The organism is Pseudomonas putida (assembly GCF_050990305.1).
Lineage (GTDB): Bacteria > Pseudomonadota > Gammaproteobacteria > Pseudomonadales > Pseudomonadaceae > Aquipseudomonas > Aquipseudomonas putida_AH.
Window position 1 is genome coordinate 5,005,663 of sequence record NZ_CP158817.1, and the last position, 15,966, is coordinate 5,021,628.

The following is a 15,966-nucleotide window of genomic DNA, read 5'->3' on the forward strand; positions in this document are numbered from 1 at the left end:
AGGAGCAAGGCTTGCCCGCGATGGCGTGTTCAAGATCGCCATCGCGGGCAAGCCTTGCTCCTACAGAATCAAAAGCAAAGACAAAAACAGGTGCGATTACGGGCGCTTGATGCTGTTGAGCTTCATCGCTCCAATCAACAATTCGTTGTTTTCAAGCTCGGCCAGGCCCGCAGTCCTGACCCTTTCTGGCGGATGTCCTGCGCCGTGTTGCAAGTAGCTGATCAAGTTCCCCACCAGAGGGTTGTGAGACACCAGCAGCACATTGCTCACTGACTTCAGTTGATCGGTGACCCGGTCGGGATCGAAATCCGGGGTCAGCCACTCGACGGTGCGGATTTCCGGCTCGAACCCCAAGGCATCCTTCACCAGGTGCGCGGTCTGCTGCGCTCGCATGTAAGGACTGGCATAAATCGCTGTTAATGGCTGGCCAACCAGGTTGGCCGCGGCACGCAGTACCTCTTCACGACCGTTGGCCGTCAGTTCCCGCTCCGAATCGTGGGGCGTGGACCCGTGCGGTACGGCCTCACCATGACGCAATACCCAGAGTTTCATAGCTTGGGTTCCTCATCTCGGGCCGGATGCGGGGCCGGCGCCACGACGTGCGGCGCTTCACCTTCCGGCGTACGCGGCGTTGGCCAATCGGCGAACGGCCAAGGCTTCTGGTCGCTGTGAAAACTGCCGAAACGACCGATCTGCGCCAGAAACTGGCTCAGGCTGTCGCCAAAATTCATCAGGCTGGCGCTCGGGGCGCCATAGATCAAACGATAGATCAATTGCACCAGCACCACGGCGCCGAGGATGAACTGCGCCACTTGCCAGACCAGCACAAAAACGATCATCCACAACACCCGCAGCAGGATGGATTCGTATTTGGCTTCTACTTTTTGATCGCTCATGTTTCGCTCCGTTCCTGTTGCGTTGAAGGCTCAGTTGAAGCCGCTGGTGGAAATAAAATCGACGTCAGTCTTCGGTTCGCCGCGCATCAGCAACCCGATCACCTGTTCAAGCGTGCGCCCTTCGAACAGGATCGCGTGCAGCCCGGCGACCAGCGGCATGTACACACCGACTTCCTGGGACTTGGCCTTGAGCACCTTGAGAGTATTCACACCCTCGGCCACTTCACCCAGACGATTGACCGCCTCTTCCAGGCTCAACCCCTGGCCCAAGGCAAAGCCGACCTGATAATTGCGGCTTTTGGGCGACGAGCAGGTCACGATCAAATCACCCACGCCCGCCAGACCGAGGAAGGTCATCGGGTTGGCGCCCTGATTCACTGCAAAGCGAGTCATCTCGGCCAGCGCCCGGGTAATCAGCATGCTCTTGGTGTTTTCGCCCATGTCCAGCGCCACGGCCATGCCGGCGATGATCGCATAGACGTTTTTCAACGCTCCGCCCAGCTCCACGCCAAAACGGTCGGCGCTGGCGTAGACGCGAAAGGTACGGCCATGCAGTACGGCTTGAACCCGTGTGCAGAGTGCTTCGTCTTCACTGGCGACCACGGTGGCGGTCAGCGCATGTTCAGCGATTTCACGCGCCAGGTTCGGCCCGGACAACACGCCAATGCGCGCTTGTGGGGCGATCTCTTCGAGGATCTGGCTCATCAGTTTGAAGGTGTGGGCTTCAATACCCTTGGTCAGGCTCACCAGCATCTTGCCACGCAGCAGCTCGGCGTACGGTGCCAGCACCGTACGCAAGGCGCTGGAGGGCAGCGCGACAAAACTCAGCTCGCAAGCTCGCAGGGTGGCTTGCAGGTCAGTGACCGCCGTCACGCCGGGCAGAATCTTGATGCCTTTGAGGTAACGCGGGTTCTCGCGATTGATCCGAATGGCTTCGGCCTGTTCGGGGTCACGCATCCATTGCAGGACCTGATGTCCGTTTTCGGCCAGCAAATTAGCCACGGCGGTACCAAAACTTCCGCCTCCCAGGACCGCGATCGGGCGCTGTTCAGTCATATGCAATCCGTTAATCCATACCAGTGGCAATCCCGGCATTATACGGAGCGCCCCAGTGGCGGCCAGCCCCCGCGTCAATTACCCGTGCATGAGTGAAGAAGTCCAACAAAACCGAGGAAAGTGCTGACATCGTGACTGGAAAAGTCATTCGGCTCGGTTAACATGCGCGCCATCGATTAATAACAAGGAAGTGTTGTGTCATTGGCATCGCCTTCACCCCGCTCGCCGCTGGTTCTGGCGCTGGTTTTCAGCTCGCCGTTGTTGGCCGAAGACTTGTTCCTCGACAGCGATCCGCTGCCGAAAGTGTTGACGGCCACGCGCCTGAAACAATCCCCGGCCGCGGTCCCCGGAAGCATGACTGTGATCGATAACGCCTTGATTACCGCCAGCGGCGCCCGTGACATCAGCGAAGTGCTGCGGTTGGTGCCTGGCATGATGGTCGGCAACATCAGCGGTAATCAGGCGACCGTGAACTATCACGGCACCAGTGTCACCGAAGCGCGACGCATGCAGGTGCTGATCGATGGCCGCTCAGTCTACCGTGCAGGCCTGGCTACAGTGGACTGGAGCGACATTCCCGTGGCCATGGAAGACATTGAGCGTATTGAGGTTTTCCGCGGCCCCAACACCGTCAGTTATGGTGCCAATGCGTTGATGGCGGTCGTCAACATCATCACCCGTCATCCGGCTGACAGCCTCGGCACGCGGATGAAAATCACCCGTGGCCAGCGTGGCATCGACGACTTTTATGCCAGCCAGGGTGTGGGTTGGGATGATGGCGACCTTCGCCTGTCCCTGTCTGGCCAGCAGGACGATGGCTTCGACACCGACCGCAATGGCGTTGATTACCCTGACAGTCGCCGCTTGAACCGCTTTAACCTCGCCGTCAGCCAGGCACTCGACGAGCGGCAGAGTATCGATTGGCAATTGAATGCTAAAGAAGGCAGCAATCAGCGTCCGTATACCTACCGTCCGGTGTTTTCCGGGATTACCCGTTCGGGGAAAAATTCCGACGTCAGCGCCAAGGACTACGCCGGTTCGTTGCGCTGGAACTTCGACATCGATCCCGATCACAACCTGTACATCCAGGGTTCGGCCCAGCACTGGGACCGCCAGCAAACCTGGCGTGCCTGTGATGCCGAGGTCTCGTTCAGCCCGCAACTGACCGAACTGTGGCAGCTCAACCCGAACTACACCGAACGCCTGGCACGCAACATCGCGCATTTCACCGGCCCTGGTGCACCCGCCGGCGATCCTGGCCAACAGGCATTGGCCAATCAGGTCCTCGACCAATGGCGCAACGGCGCCCGGCAGACTGTTTGCGGTGATATCGACCAAAGCACCCGAGAGACACGCTACGACCTTGAACTGCAGGACACCCTAAGCCTTTCCGATAGCCTGCGACTGGTCAGCGGCTTGAACTATCGTTACGACCGGGCAGATTCCGAGACCTACTTCAATGGCACCCTCGACGACACCACCTGGCGGGCATTCGGCCAACTCGAGTGGCGCGCCAGCGAACACTGGTTGCTGCAAGGCGGCGCCATGTTCGAAGACACACAATTGATCGGCAGCTCGCTGACCCCGCGGGTGGCAGTCAATTATCTGATCAACCCGCGCCACGGTTTGCGTGCGGTGTATTCCGAAGTCATCCGCTCACCGGACATGTTCGAGAACAGTGTTGATTGGAGTTATCAGGTCACCCACCTGCGTCCCCTGGCGTATGGGCAGTCCAGCGCCCGTTACTTCGTCAGGACACGCGGCCCTGGCGATCTCGACCAGGAACACATGCGTTCCCGGGAACTGGGCTACAACGGCTACTTTGCCGAGTGGAGACTGGCGGTCGATGTAAAGCTGTTCTACGACGAAATCACCGGCATGATCAGCGAACCGCTGCGCAACAATCAGTACATCGCCAGTAACAGCAACCAGGCACGCTTTTCCGGGACGGAAACCCAACTCGACTGGCGAATCGGCAGTGCCGACCGACTGCGTCTGACCTATGCCTACGTCGATGCGGACACGAGCAATCGGCAAGATACTCAACAGACCGCGCGCAACAGCGGTTCCGCCGGCTGGCTGCGGGACTGGGGCCAGGGCTGGAACAGCGCACTTTTCTACTATGGCGACGACGCGTTGAACGGTTACCGCTTCGAGCGGCTCGACACACGTATCGCCAAACGCATTGGCTTGGGCAAGGCCCGCCTGGAACTGGCCGGCGTGCTCCAGCAGCGCCTCGACAATCAACCCACCACGTTCATCGACAACAACTATGACGAGCGTCGTGTGATGTACTTCAGCGCGGAGCTGGTGTTTTAAGATGGCCTATCGTCAGCCTCGCAAGACAGCAGGTGTTGGCCGCCTGCTGGCGATGCTGTGCCTGTTAGTTGCTGGCTGGATGAGCAGCCTGTCGGCCAACGCCGAAGACATTCTATTGACCGGTGCCGACGACAGCCCCGGCGTGCAATCCTTCATCCAGGCTTTGCGCGAAATGCGCCCTGACGATCACGTTCATTTCCAGCCCCTGTCCGACTTGCCGATGCCGAGCAAACTGGCGGGCGACATCCGTTTGATTCTGCTCGACTTGCCCAGCTTCGACTGGCGCCTGCAAGACCCCCAAGGACCGGCAACGCTGGTGTTGCGCATCAGTCGTCTGCAAGCACGGCAGCGTCTGGGTGAACACCTGCCCCCGCACCTCAGCCTGCTCTGGAGCGATCCGCCTTTGGAGCGCCAATTGTGCTTGACCCAAATCCTCCTGCCCCAGGTCAAGCGGGTCGGTGTGCTGTACGACAGTCACAGCGAATTCCTGTTGAACGAATTGCGCCGGGCCGCCCTTCCGCTGGGGCTTGAGGTGGTGACTGAGCGCTGGGATAACATCCAAGACAGCCGTCCATTGCAATCGGTGCTGAACAACAGCGATGTGTTGCTGGGTCTGGATGATCCTGATCTGTACAACCCGAAAACCGCCAAAAACCTGCTGCTCAGCAGCTATTCGCGACAGTTGGCACTGATCGGTCCCAACGCAGGGTTCGTCAAGGCCGGAAGCTTGGCCAGCACTTACAGCGATCAGAGCGATTGGCTGGCCATTCTCGATGAACTGCTCGACCAGCCGCCCGACACGTGGCCACGCACCTACTACTCGCCTCGCTTCAAAGTCTCAAGCAACCCACAGGTGGCTCGTTCATTAGGTATTGAACAGATTAACGAAGCGTCTGTCGCAACACTGTTGGCTGAAAGAGAACGCCGCCCATGACCTTCCGTCGCCGCTGGGATATCAACACCCGGACCCAGCTCATCAGCCTAGGCCCCGCCCTGCTGCTGACTTTACTGTTGATCAGCTTCTTTACGTTTGTGCGAATCCAGGATTTGCGCCAGGAGCTTACCCACACCGGTCAACTCATCGCCAACCAACTGGCGCCGGCTACCGAATATGGCGTGATTTCCGGCAACAACGAGGTGCTGGAAAGCCTGCTCAAGGCCACGCTTGCCACGCCCAACGTGCGATTTCTGGAAATACAGGACAGTGCCAGCCGGATTCTGGTGTATGTCGAGCAACCCTCGGCCAACCATGCCCACCCACATCAAGTCGAAGTGTTCCAGGCACCCGTGAGGTTGCAACGGATACCGCTGCACAATGATTTTTTCCAGGACAGCAAAGTCGCCAACGGCGCCCCCGCCGAGGATTACCTGGGTCGGGTGATCGTCGGTTTGTCCAACGATGCTTTCAACCAGCGCCAGCAGGAAATCCTGCTCAAGGCCGGGATTCTGGCGCTGTTCGCCCTGCTGTTTACCTTCGTCCTCGCCCGACGACTGGCTGGCAGCCTGTCGCAGCCGATCCGCGATATCGGCAATGCGGTCAAGGCGATCCAGGACGGCGACTACAAAACACCGTTGCCCATTGTCGATGACACCGAACTGGGGGCCCTGTCGCAGCACATCAACAACCTTGCCAAGGGCCTGGAACAGGCCAGCCGTGAACAACACCAGGCCATGGCGCAGTTGATCCAGACCCGCGAAGAGGCAGAAAAGGCCAACAACGCCAAGTCGGACTTCCTGGCGATGATGAGCCACGAACTGCGCACGCCCATGAATGGCGTTCTGGGCATGTTGCAGTTACTGGAAACCACCGAGATGACGCCGGAGCAGGTGGAGTACGCGGCGCTGGCTTCAGAGTCCACCGAGCATTTGCTCAAGGTGATCAACGATATTCTGGATTTTTCGCGCATCGAACGATCGGAGCTGGAGCTGGAACACATTCCGTTCAACCTCGCCGACTTGATCGCCACCTGTGCGCAATCGTTCCAGCACAGCGCGGCGCAACGCAGGCTCGATCTGCAACTGCAGGTTCCAGAAGATATGCGGGGGTTGCAGGTTCAGGGCGATCCAACGCGAATCCGGCAGATCCTGGTCAACCTGATCGGCAATGCATTGAAATTCACCGAAAAGGGCCGCGTGTCCATCGAACCGCAATGGCAATCACTGGACCACGAACTGTTGTGGTTCACCTGCACCGTTCGCGACAGTGGCATCGGCATTGCGGCCGAAAGTCTGGAATTGATGTTCAACGCGTTTCAGCAAGCCGATAGTTCTATTTCAAGACGTTACGGCGGCACTGGCCTGGGCTTGCCGATTGCCCGCACACTCGCCGAACGCATGGGCGGGACACTGCGCGCCCAGAGCGAAGAGGGATATGGTTCGGTGTTCACACTGGAAATCCCGTTGGCGCTTTATCAACAGCCACTGCCTGCGCTTGCGCCGCGGGCAGCGAATGGTAGTGGCGATGGCGACGGCCGTAATGTACTGCTGGTCGAAGACAACCCGGTCAATCAGACGGTGATAGAAGCCATGCTGCGCAGCCTGGGTTTTACTGTCAGCGTCGCCGTCGATGGCGCACAGGCGGTGCGCAGTGCCGAGAGCCTGATTTTCGAAGCGATCCTGATGGACTGTCGATTACCGATCATCGACGGGTACGAGGCCACCCGACAGATTCGCCAACTACCCGGTTGCACCGACTTGCCGATCATCGCCCTCACCGCCAATGCCTTGCAGGGTGATCGCGAAGCCTGTTTGTCGGCGGGGATGAACGATTACCTGGCCAAGCCGTTCAAACGCAATGATCTTCAGCAAATTCTGCATCGATGGGTGCAGTAGCACAGGCCTTTCGAGCATCTGCGACTGGCGTGAAAGACGAAAGTGCGGCAGTCTTAGGCACCCGAACAGGCCCGAAAACGGGCTTGAATAAAAATTTCAGTGCACAAGTGTACTTTCATGTCCTTGGCGCTGTGACTTTCACCACAACGCAATAGTCTATGAGTAGGCTGCCGGTTCGAGGCATGAACGCTTCGATCGGCCGGGAAGATTTGCCCCACCTGCCGCATGGGACTATTGAGGAGCTCGCATGACCAAACAAAACGCCTTTACCCGGGAAGACCTGCTGCGCTGCAGTCGCGGTGAGCTGTTCGGCCCAGGTAACGCGCAACTGCCCGCCCCGAATATGCTGATGGTTGATCGCATCACCCTGATCAGCGAAGAGGGTGGCAAGTACGGCAAAGGTGAATTGGTCGCCGAACTGGATATCACTCCGGACCTGTGGTTCTTTGCCTGCCATTTCGAAGGCGATCCGGTGATGCCGGGCTGCCTGGGCCTCGACGCCATGTGGCAACTGGTTGGCTTCTTCCTCGGCTGGCAAGGCCTGCCGGGCCGCGGTCGCGCCCTGGGTTCGGGCGAAGTGAAATTCTTCGGCCAGGTCCTGCCGACCGCCAAGAAAGTCACCTATAACATTCATATCAAGCGCGTCCTGAAGGGCAAGCTGAACCTGGCCATCGCCGACGGTTCGGTCACTGTCGACGGTCGCGAAATCTACACCGCCGAAGGCCTTCGGGTTGGCGTGTTCACCTCCACTGACAACTTCTAAGGGTTATCCGCATGCGCCGCGTCGTTATCACTGGTCTGGGCATTGTTTCGTGCCTGGGCAATGACAAAGAGACCGTCTCCGCTAACCTGCGTGCAAGCCGCCCTGGCATCCGGTTCAACCCGGAATATGCCGAAATGGGTCTGCGTAGCCAGGTTTCCGGCTCCATTGACCTCAACCTTGAAGAACTGATCGATCGCAAGATTTATCGCTTCGTCGGCCACGCTGCGGCTTATGCCTACCTGGCCATGAAAGACGCCATCGCCGACTCCGGCCTGACCGAAGAGCAAGTGTCCAACCCGCGTACCGGCCTGATTGCCGGTTCCGGTGGTGCGTCGACACTGAACCAAATGGAAGCGCTGGACATCCTGCGCGAAAAAGGCGTGAAGCGCGTCGGCCCATACCGTGTAACGCGGACCATGAGCAGCACCGTTTCCGCTTGCCTGGCCACCCCGTTCAAGATCAAGGGCCTGAACTACTCCATCGCTTCTGCCTGCGCCACCAGTGCTCACTGCATCGGTACCGCCATGGAACAGATCCAGATGGGCAAGCAGGACATCGTGTTCGCTGGCGGCGGTGAAGAAGAGCACTGGAGCCAGTCGTTCCTGTTCGACGCCATGGGCGCCTTGTCCAGCAAGCGCAACGACACCCCGGAACAAGCCTCCCGCGCCTACGACGCCGACCGTGACGGTTTCGTCATCGCCGGCGGCGGTGGCATGGTCGTGGTTGAAGAGCTGGAGCACGCTCTGGCCCGTGGTGCGAAGATCTACGCGGAAATCGTTGGCTACGGCGCGACTTCCGACGGCTACGACATGGTTGCCCCAAGTGGCGAAGGCGCGATCCGCTGCATGCAGCAGGCGCTGTCCACCGTCGACACCCCGATCGACTACCTGAACACCCACGGCACTTCGACCCCGGTTGGCGATGTCGCGGAAATGAAAGGTGTGCGTGAAGTGTTCGGTGACAAGGCGCCAGCCATCAGCTCCACCAAGAGCCTGTCGGGTCACTCCCTGGGCGCCGCCGGCGTTCACGAAGCGATCTACTGCATGCTGATGATGGAAGGCAACTTCATCGCCGGCTCGGCCAACATCGACGAGCTGGACCCGGAAGTGGCCGACCTGCCGGTGCTGACCAAGACCCAGGAAAACGCCAAGATCGACACCGTGATGAGCAACAGCTTCGGTTTCGGTGGCACCAATGCCACATTGGTACTGAAGCGCTGGCAGGGCAAGTAATTCCCCGCCGCTGAGCCGCACATGAAAACGCCCCGACTGGTTCGGGGCGTTTTTTTTGCCTGAAAAATGTCGTACCGCCAATCGCTTTTCGTAGGAGCCAGGCTTGCCGGCGAAGGCGTACGGGAGATCGCTTTCGCCGGCAAGCCTGGCTCCTACAAGTGCTGATTCAAATCCTATGATTCGTCATACGAACATGAAGCTTTTGTCATGGAACCGAACACCCTGCGACGTAATGTCGCGGTTTACGCGGGCTGCAGGATTGTTTCCATTTTTGTAAAAAACCCTTTCCAATCTCGAGCATTTACTTAGCAGGCTAACAAAACCTATAACAGAGTCCTGCACATGCCTTGCTGCAGATAACAGAGATTGGAGCTAGCAGATGACTGTAAAAGTAACTGAACGCGACGATTCACGCATATCACACGAAGGCGTAGCCGCCGGTGTCCGGATTTGGGATGTACACCAACAGGACCTGCTGGTCGGGATGTTCCACTCCGAGAAAGACGCCCACAATTACAAGGCCGAACTGGAAACACTGGAACAACTACGGGAACGCCAGTCCGCCTGAGCCATCCACATACGCAATGACAGCATTGAAAACGACAAACCCCGCCATGAGCGGGGTTTGCCGTTATTGCGAGTCTGTATGGCTTACCACATCAGATCGTCAGGAATCTGGTACGCCGCGTACGGATCGTCTTCAACAGCGACCTCTTCGGTCTTGACGTTCATCTGCACGATGCGTTGTGGATCACGTTCCTGAATCTTCAGGGCCGCTTCGCGCGGGATGACTTCGTAGCCACCGGCGTGATGCACGATGGCCAGCGAACCGTTGCTGAGCTTGTTGCGCATCAGCGTGTTCACCGAAATGCGCTTGACCTTCTTGTCGTCGACGAAGTTGTAGTAGTCCTCGGTCGTCAACTTCGGCAGGCGTGTGGCTTCGATCAATTGCTTGACCTGCGCGGCACGAGCCTTGGCCTCGACTTTTTCCTGCTGCTGGCGGTTGAGCTCCTGGTCGCGCTTGACCTTCTCGGCCTGGGCCTCCTGGGCTGCGCGCTGCTGGGAATCATCCAGTTCGATCTGGCCCTTGTGGGCCAGGCGCTGTTGTTTCTGTTTCTCTTTGCTGACCTGCTTGGCCTGCTTCTGGTTGACCAGCCCTGCTTTGAGCAACTGGTCGCGAAGGGAAATGCTCATGGTACTTATTACTCACTTAGGCCACTGCTCAACCGCAGCTGGACACATTCTTTTCCTGGCGTTTGGCTTCGCCCCACAGGGCGTCCAACTCTTCGAGGGTGCAATCTTCCATGGGACGGTGGGTGTCGCGCAATGCCTGTTCGATAAAACGGAAGCGTCGCTCGAACTTGCTGTTGGCGCCACGCAGCGCGGTTTCCGGATCAACCTTGAGATGCCGCGCCAGATTAACCACGGAAAACAGCAGGTCGCCGACTTCATCGGCAATCGCCTCAGAGTCGTTGTCGGCCATTGCCTCGAGTATTTCATCGAGCTCCTCACGGACCTTGTCGAGGACCGGTAAGGCATCTGGCCAGTCGAAGCCGACCTGCCCTGCGCGCTTTTGCAATTTGGCCGAGCGGGACAACGCCGGCAAGGCGGCGGGAACATCATCGAGCAAAGACAACTGTTGTGGCGCAGCGGATTTCTCGGCGCGTTCTTCGGCCTTGATCTGCTCCCATCGTTGTTTGACCTGCTCTTCGCTCAGACGCGGGACATCCAGCGGCGCGTACAGGTCACCGGTGGGGAACACGTGCGGGTGACGGCGGATCAGCTTGCGGGTGATGCTGTCGACCACACCATCGAATTCGAAACGCCCTTCTTCCCGGGCCAACTGGCTGTAATAAACCACCTGAAACAGAAGGTCACCCAGCTCACCCTGCAAGTGTTCAAAGTCACCACGCTCGATGGCGTCTGCGACTTCGTAAGCTTCCTCAAGGGTGTGCGGGACGATGGTGGCGTAAGTTTGCTTGATGTCCCACGGGCAACCGTACTGCGGATCGCGCAGGCGGTTCATCAGGTGTAATAGATCTTCAAGGGTGTACATCAGTCATCTCGTTTTGCGACCTGTAGGAGCTGAGCTTGCTCGCGATGACGGTGTGTCAGGTATAACGCTATCGCGAGCAAGCTCAGCTCCTACAGGTTCGGTTGCACCAGCGGCTGTGTGCATTTCAGGGCGTACGGTTACGCCGCGTCTCGATGATGTTCGGCAATTGGGAAATCCGCCCCAGCAACCGACCCAACGCATCCAGCCCCGGAATCTCGATGGTCAGGGACATCAACGCGGTGTTGTCCTCCTTGTTCGAGCGGGTGTTGACTGCCAATACGTTGATCCGCTCGTTGAGCAGTACCTGGGAAACGTCACGCAGCAAACCCGAACGGTCGTAGGCACGGATAATGATGTCCACCGGATAAGTGAGCACCGGCACCGGCCCCCAGCTGACCTGGATGATCCGCTCCGGTTCGCGTCCGGCCAGTTGCAGCACCGAGGCGCAATCCTGGCGGTGAATGCTCACGCCACGACCCTGGGTGATGTAGCCGACGATGGCATCCCCCGGCAACGGCTGGCAGCAGCCCGCCATCTGGGTCATCAGGTTGCCGACGCCCTGGATCTGGATGTCGCCACGCTTGCCCGGTTTGTAACCGGTGGCCTTGCGCGGTATCAGCTCCAGCTGTTCGTTGCCCCGCTCTGGTTCGACCAGTTGCTGCGCCAGGTTAACCAGTTGTGCCAGGCGCAAATCGCCGGCACCCAAGGCGGCAAACATGTCCTCGGCGGTTTTCATGTTGGCCTTGTCGGCCAGCTTGTCGAAATCCACCGCCGGCAGACCGAGGCGATTGAGCTCGCGTTCAAGCAGGGTTTTACCGGCCGCGACGTTTTGATCGCGCGCCTGCAACTTGAACCAGTGCACGATCTTCGCCCGCGCCCGTGACGTGGTGACATAACCCAGGTTCGGGTTCAGCCAGTCGCGACTCGGGGTGCCGTGCTTGCTGGTGATGATCTCGACCTGTTCACCGGTTTGCAGGCTGTAGTTGAGCGGTACGATGCGCCCGTTGATCTTGGCGCCGCGGCAGTTGTGACCGATTTCAGTGTGCACGCGGTAAGCGAAGTCCAGCGGTGTCGCCCCCTTCGGCAGATCGATGGCATGACCGTCCGGGGTAAAGATGTACACGCGATCCGGTTCGATATCGACCCGCAGCTGTTCGGCCAGACCACCAATATCACCCAGCTCTTCGTGCCATTCGAGCACCTGACGCAGCCAGGAGATTTTCTCTTCGTAGTGATTGGAACCGGACTTGACGTCGGTGCCCTTGTAGCGCCAGTGCGCGCAAACACCGAGTTCCGCTTCCTCGTGCATGGCATGAGTGCGGATCTGCACTTCCAGCACCTTGCCCTCAGGGCCGATCACCGCCGTGTGCAGCGAGCGATAGCCGTTCTCTTTCGGGTTGGCGATGTAGTCGTCGAATTCTTTCGGGATGTGTCGCCACAGGGTGTGGACAATACCGAGCGCGGTGTAGCAGTCGCGCATTTCCGGCACCAGCACGCGAACGGCGCGTACGTCGTAGATCTGGCTGAATTCCAGGCCCTTGCGCTGCATTTTGCGCCAGATCGAATAGATGTGTTTGGCCCGGCCGCTGATGTCGGCGTCGACTCCGGTGGCCTGTAGTTCGTTTTTCAGTTGGCTCATCACGTCGCTGATGAAACGCTCGCGATCCAGCCGCCGCTCGTGGAGTAACTTGGCGATCTGTTTGTATTGGTCAGGCTCAAGGTAGCGGAAGGACAAATCCTCCAGTTCCCACTTGATATGACCGATACCCAAACGGTGAGCGAGGGGCGCGTAGATGTCGAAGACTTCACGGGCCACGCGGTTGCGCTTTTCGTCATCGGCGGTTTTCACCGCGCGGATCGCGCACGTACGCTCGGCCAGTTTGATCAGGGCGACGCGAACGTCGTCGACCATGGCCACCAGCATCTTGCGCAGGTTTTCCACTTGGCCCTGAGTGCCCATCACCATGGATTTGCGGGGGCTCAGACTGTCGCTGATCGCCGCCATGCGTTGCACGCCGTCGATGAGTTTGGCCACCACCGGACCGAATCGCTGGCTGACGGCCGGCAACGGAATCTGGCCCTCACGCACGCCACGGTACAGAACCGCGGCGACCAGCGAATCCTGATCGAGCTTGAGGTCGGCGAGGATCTCGGCGATCTCGAGGCCGTAGCGGAAACTGGAGTTTCCTTCGGACCACAAATTGTTCGCCGCATTGGCTTGTTGTTCGGCCTCGCGAGCGTACTCACAGGCTTCTTTCAAGGCTTCGCGATCCAGTGCCAGATCGACACTGACCGCATGATCGAGCCAAGCCTCGAGATTGATACTGCCGTCCGTGTTGATCGGCTGGTGTGCTCTCACCTGTACCATCTTGCTTACCTTCCCTACGACGCAGACTCAATGCGTCAGAATCGCTGACCTTCGTTGCCCGTGCGCCCACGTAGGGCTGGTGCGCGGCTGCACGGGCGGGCCAGTCGGACCAGACGAGCCATCCTAGCTCGCTTCAAATAACGCCATGGCTTCGACATGTGCCGTCTGAGGAAACATATCGAGAATCCCGGCACGTTTTAACCGGTAGCCCTGCTTGATCAATTCGACCGTATCGCGCGCCAGCGTTGCCGGGTTGCACGACACGTACACCAATCGCTCGGCGCCCAGGGATTTTAGCTTGCGCACCACCTCGAAAGCACCGTCACGCGGTGGGTCCAAGAGTACCGCACAAAAGCCTTCGCGCGCCCATTCGGCATCGGTCAAAGGCTGGGATAAATCGGCCTGAAAAAATTCTACGTTATGCAGATTGTTGCTAACGGCATTCGCGGCCGCCCGCTCGACCATCACCTGCACCCCCTCCACCGCCACCACTTCGCGAACGGTTTGCGCCAGCGGCAAGGCAAAGTTGCCCAAACCGCAGAACAAGTCCAGCACTCTCTCATTCGCAGTCGGTTTCAGCCATTGCAACGCCTGGGCAACCATCGCCTCGTTGACGCCGGCATTAACCTGGACGAAATCCCCGGGGCGATACGCCAGATCCAGGTTCCACTGTTCCAGACGATACCCCAGGGATTGACCAGCCTCGACCGGTTGAGGTTCGCCCTCACCGTGAAGCCACAGCTGGGCTTCATGGAACGCGCAGAATTCCTTGAGGATCGTCAGATCGGCATCGGACAATGGCGCCATGTGCCGCAGCAACACCGCCAGCGACGAACCGCTGAACAATTCCACATGCCCGAGCGCCTGTGGCTTGCTCAGGCGCCGCAGCATTTCCGGCAAGCGAGCCATGATCGGTTGCAAGGGTTGTACCAGCACCAGACATTCATCGATAGCGACAATGTCCTGGCTGCCGGCGGCGCGAAAACCGACCTCGAGTTTTTTCGCCTTCACGTCCCAGCGCACCGCGACCCGGGCACGACGACGGTAAGCGAATTCCGGACCGCTCAAGGGCGCGGCCCATTCTTCGGGCTCGACACCGGCGACCCTGGACAATTGCTCGGCGAGCATGCGCTGTTTCAGGGCGAGTTGTTCGTCATGAGGCAGATGTTGCACGCTGCAGCCACCACAGCGACCGGCATGGGCACACGGCGCCGGGCGTCGCAGCTCGCTGGCCTTGAACACCCGCTCGGTGCGCGCCTCAACCACTTTACCGTGGGCACCAAGCACCCGCGCCTCGACGTCTTCACCGGCCAAAGCGCCGATGACGAACCAGGTGCGACCTTCAAAAAACGCGATCCCGCGACCGTCGTTAGCCAGGCGCTCGATGGTCAGGCGCTGCTTTTTTCCGGTCGGGATTTGCGGGGCCTTGCTGCCACCCGTGGGCTGGAAGCGCAGGCCTCTCTCATGCTTGGCCATCAGTTGGGCGCGTCGAAAATGCCGGTCGACAGATAGCGGTCGCCTCGGTCGCAGATGATCGCGACGATCACCGCGTTTTCAACTTCTTTGGACAGACGCAGCATCGCGGCCACCGCACCACCGGACGACACGCCGCAGAAGATGCCTTCTTCGCGGGCCAGACGACGGGTCACGTCCTCAGCTTCGCTCTGGGCCATGTCGACGATCCGGTCCACGCGGTCGGCCTGGTAGATCTTCGGCAGGTATTCCTGAGGCCAGCGACGGATACCCGGAATCGCCGAACCTTCCATCGGTTGCAGACCGATGATCTGCACGTTCTCGTTCTGCTCTTTCAGGTAGCGCGAGACGCCCATGATGGTACCGGTGGTGCCCATGGAGCTGACGAAATGGGTGATGGTGCCCTCGGTCTGACGCCAGATTTCCGGGCCGGTGGTGGTGTAGTGCGCTTCTGGGTTGTCACCGTTGGCGAACTGATCCAGCACCTTGCCACGACCTTCGGCTTCCATACGCTGGGCGAGATCGCGGGCGCCTTCCATGCCTTGCTCCTGGCTGACCAGGATCAACTCGGCGCCGTAAGCAGTCATGGCCGCCTTGCGTTCGGCGCTGGAATTGTCCGGCATGATCAGGATCATCTTGTAACCCTTGATCGCGGCAGCCATGGCCAACGCGATCCCGGTGTTACCCGAGGTCGCTTCGATCAGCGTATCGCCGGCGTGGATCTGCCCGCGCAACTCGGCGCGGGTGATCATCGACAGCGCCGGACGGTCCTTGACCGAACCCGCCGGGTTGTTCCCTTCGAGCTTGAGCAAAAGGGTATTGCTGGTTTCGCCGGGCAGGCGCTGCAAACGGACCAGCGGAGTGTTGCCGACGCAATCGGCGATGGTTGGGTACTGCAAGGTCATGGCGTATTCGCAATCCAGACTGCGGGGGCGCCTATCATACCGGCAAACCTCGCAAGGCCATATCAC

General features: G+C 59.3%; 14 protein-coding genes. 6 read left to right on the top strand and 8 right to left on the bottom strand.

Going from position 1 to position 15,966, the window contains the following annotated elements; translation table 11 throughout:
• Nucleotides 1-96: 96 nt before the first annotated feature.
• Genes sixA through ABTV22_RS22615 form a run of 3 tightly spaced genes read right to left on the bottom strand, consistent with a single transcriptional unit; the run spans nt 97 to nt 1,952 of the window.
• Entirely contained in the window at nt 97-552 is a 456-nt protein-coding gene (sixA, locus tag ABTV22_RS22605) for a phosphohistidine phosphatase SixA (RefSeq protein WP_433736672.1), read from the bottom strand.
• Entirely contained in the window at nt 549-896 is a 348-nt protein-coding gene (locus tag ABTV22_RS22610) for a DUF4389 domain-containing protein (protein WP_175389180.1), read from the bottom strand. The genes sixA and ABTV22_RS22610 overlap by 4 nt, the downstream gene beginning before the upstream one ends.
• Nucleotides 897-926: 30 nt before the next feature.
• Nucleotides 927-1,952 carry an NAD(P)H-dependent glycerol-3-phosphate dehydrogenase gene (locus ABTV22_RS22615; RefSeq protein WP_433736673.1) on the bottom strand — a complete coding sequence of 342 codons (1,026 nt, stop codon included), beginning with the start codon at nt 1,950-1,952 and terminating at the stop codon, nt 927-929.
• 195 nt (nt 1,953-2,147) lie between these two features.
• Here ABTV22_RS22615 and ABTV22_RS22620 point away from each other — a divergent pair, with 195 nt between their 5' ends.
• The 6 genes from ABTV22_RS22620 (at nt 2,148) to ABTV22_RS22645 (ending at nt 9,666) form a co-directional block, all read left to right on the top strand.
• A complete protein-coding gene (locus ABTV22_RS22620) occupies nt 2,148-4,271 on the top strand; it encodes a TonB-dependent receptor plug domain-containing protein (protein ID WP_433736674.1) in 2,124 nt (707 codons plus the stop codon).
• A 1-nt stretch (nt 4,272) separates the two neighbouring features.
• Nucleotides 4,273-5,205, top strand: a complete 933-nt coding sequence (locus ABTV22_RS22625; RefSeq protein WP_433736675.1) for an ABC transporter substrate-binding protein — start codon at nt 4,273-4,275, stop codon at nt 5,203-5,205.
• Entirely contained in the window at nt 5,202-7,103 is a 1,902-nt protein-coding gene (locus ABTV22_RS22630; protein WP_433736676.1) for an ATP-binding protein, read from the top strand. Before ABTV22_RS22625 ends, ABTV22_RS22630 begins: the two co-directional genes overlap by 4 nt.
• Nucleotides 7,104-7,350: 247 nt before the next feature.
• Entirely contained in the window at nt 7,351-7,866 is a 516-nt protein-coding gene (gene fabA, locus ABTV22_RS22635; RefSeq protein ID WP_003179264.1) for a 3-hydroxyacyl-[acyl-carrier-protein] dehydratase FabA, read from the top strand.
• Nucleotides 7,867-7,877: 11 nt separating this feature from the next.
• Complete coding sequence (fabB, locus tag ABTV22_RS22640; RefSeq protein ID WP_433736677.1) at nt 7,878-9,098, top strand: beta-ketoacyl-ACP synthase I; 1,221 nt, start codon at nt 7,878-7,880, stop codon at nt 9,096-9,098.
• A 379-nt stretch (nt 9,099-9,477) separates the two neighbouring features.
• Nucleotides 9,478-9,666: a hypothetical protein gene (locus ABTV22_RS22645; protein ID WP_433736678.1), complete on the top strand. Its 189-nt coding sequence runs from the start codon at nt 9,478-9,480 to the stop codon at nt 9,664-9,666.
• Nucleotides 9,667-9,749: 83 nt separating this feature from the next.
• Here the strand turns inward: ABTV22_RS22645 and ABTV22_RS22650 are convergent, their stop codons facing one another.
• From ABTV22_RS22650 to cysM, 5 genes are all read right to left on the bottom strand, one after another.
• Nucleotides 9,750-10,292, bottom strand: coding sequence for a DUF2058 domain-containing protein (locus ABTV22_RS22650; RefSeq protein WP_433736679.1), 543 nt, complete (start codon nt 10,290-10,292; stop codon nt 9,750-9,752).
• Between the two features lie 28 nt (nt 10,293-10,320).
• On the bottom strand, nt 10,321-11,154 hold the full coding sequence (mazG, locus tag ABTV22_RS22655) for a nucleoside triphosphate pyrophosphohydrolase (RefSeq protein ID WP_433736680.1): 834 nt from the start codon (nt 11,152-11,154) through the stop codon (nt 10,321-10,323).
• A 124-nt stretch (nt 11,155-11,278) separates the two neighbouring features.
• Complete coding sequence (relA, locus tag ABTV22_RS22660; RefSeq protein WP_433736681.1) at nt 11,279-13,522, bottom strand: GTP diphosphokinase; 2,244 nt, start codon at nt 13,520-13,522, stop codon at nt 11,279-11,281.
• Between the two features lie 123 nt (nt 13,523-13,645).
• On the bottom strand, nt 13,646-14,998 hold the full coding sequence (rlmD, locus tag ABTV22_RS22665) for a 23S rRNA (uracil(1939)-C(5))-methyltransferase RlmD (RefSeq protein WP_433736682.1): 1,353 nt from the start codon (nt 14,996-14,998) through the stop codon (nt 13,646-13,648).
• Nucleotides 14,998-15,900, bottom strand: coding sequence for a cysteine synthase CysM (cysM, locus tag ABTV22_RS22670; protein ID WP_433736683.1), 903 nt, complete (start codon nt 15,898-15,900; stop codon nt 14,998-15,000). The genes rlmD and cysM overlap by 1 nt, the downstream gene beginning before the upstream one ends.
• Between the last annotated feature and the right edge of the window lie 66 nt (nt 15,901-15,966).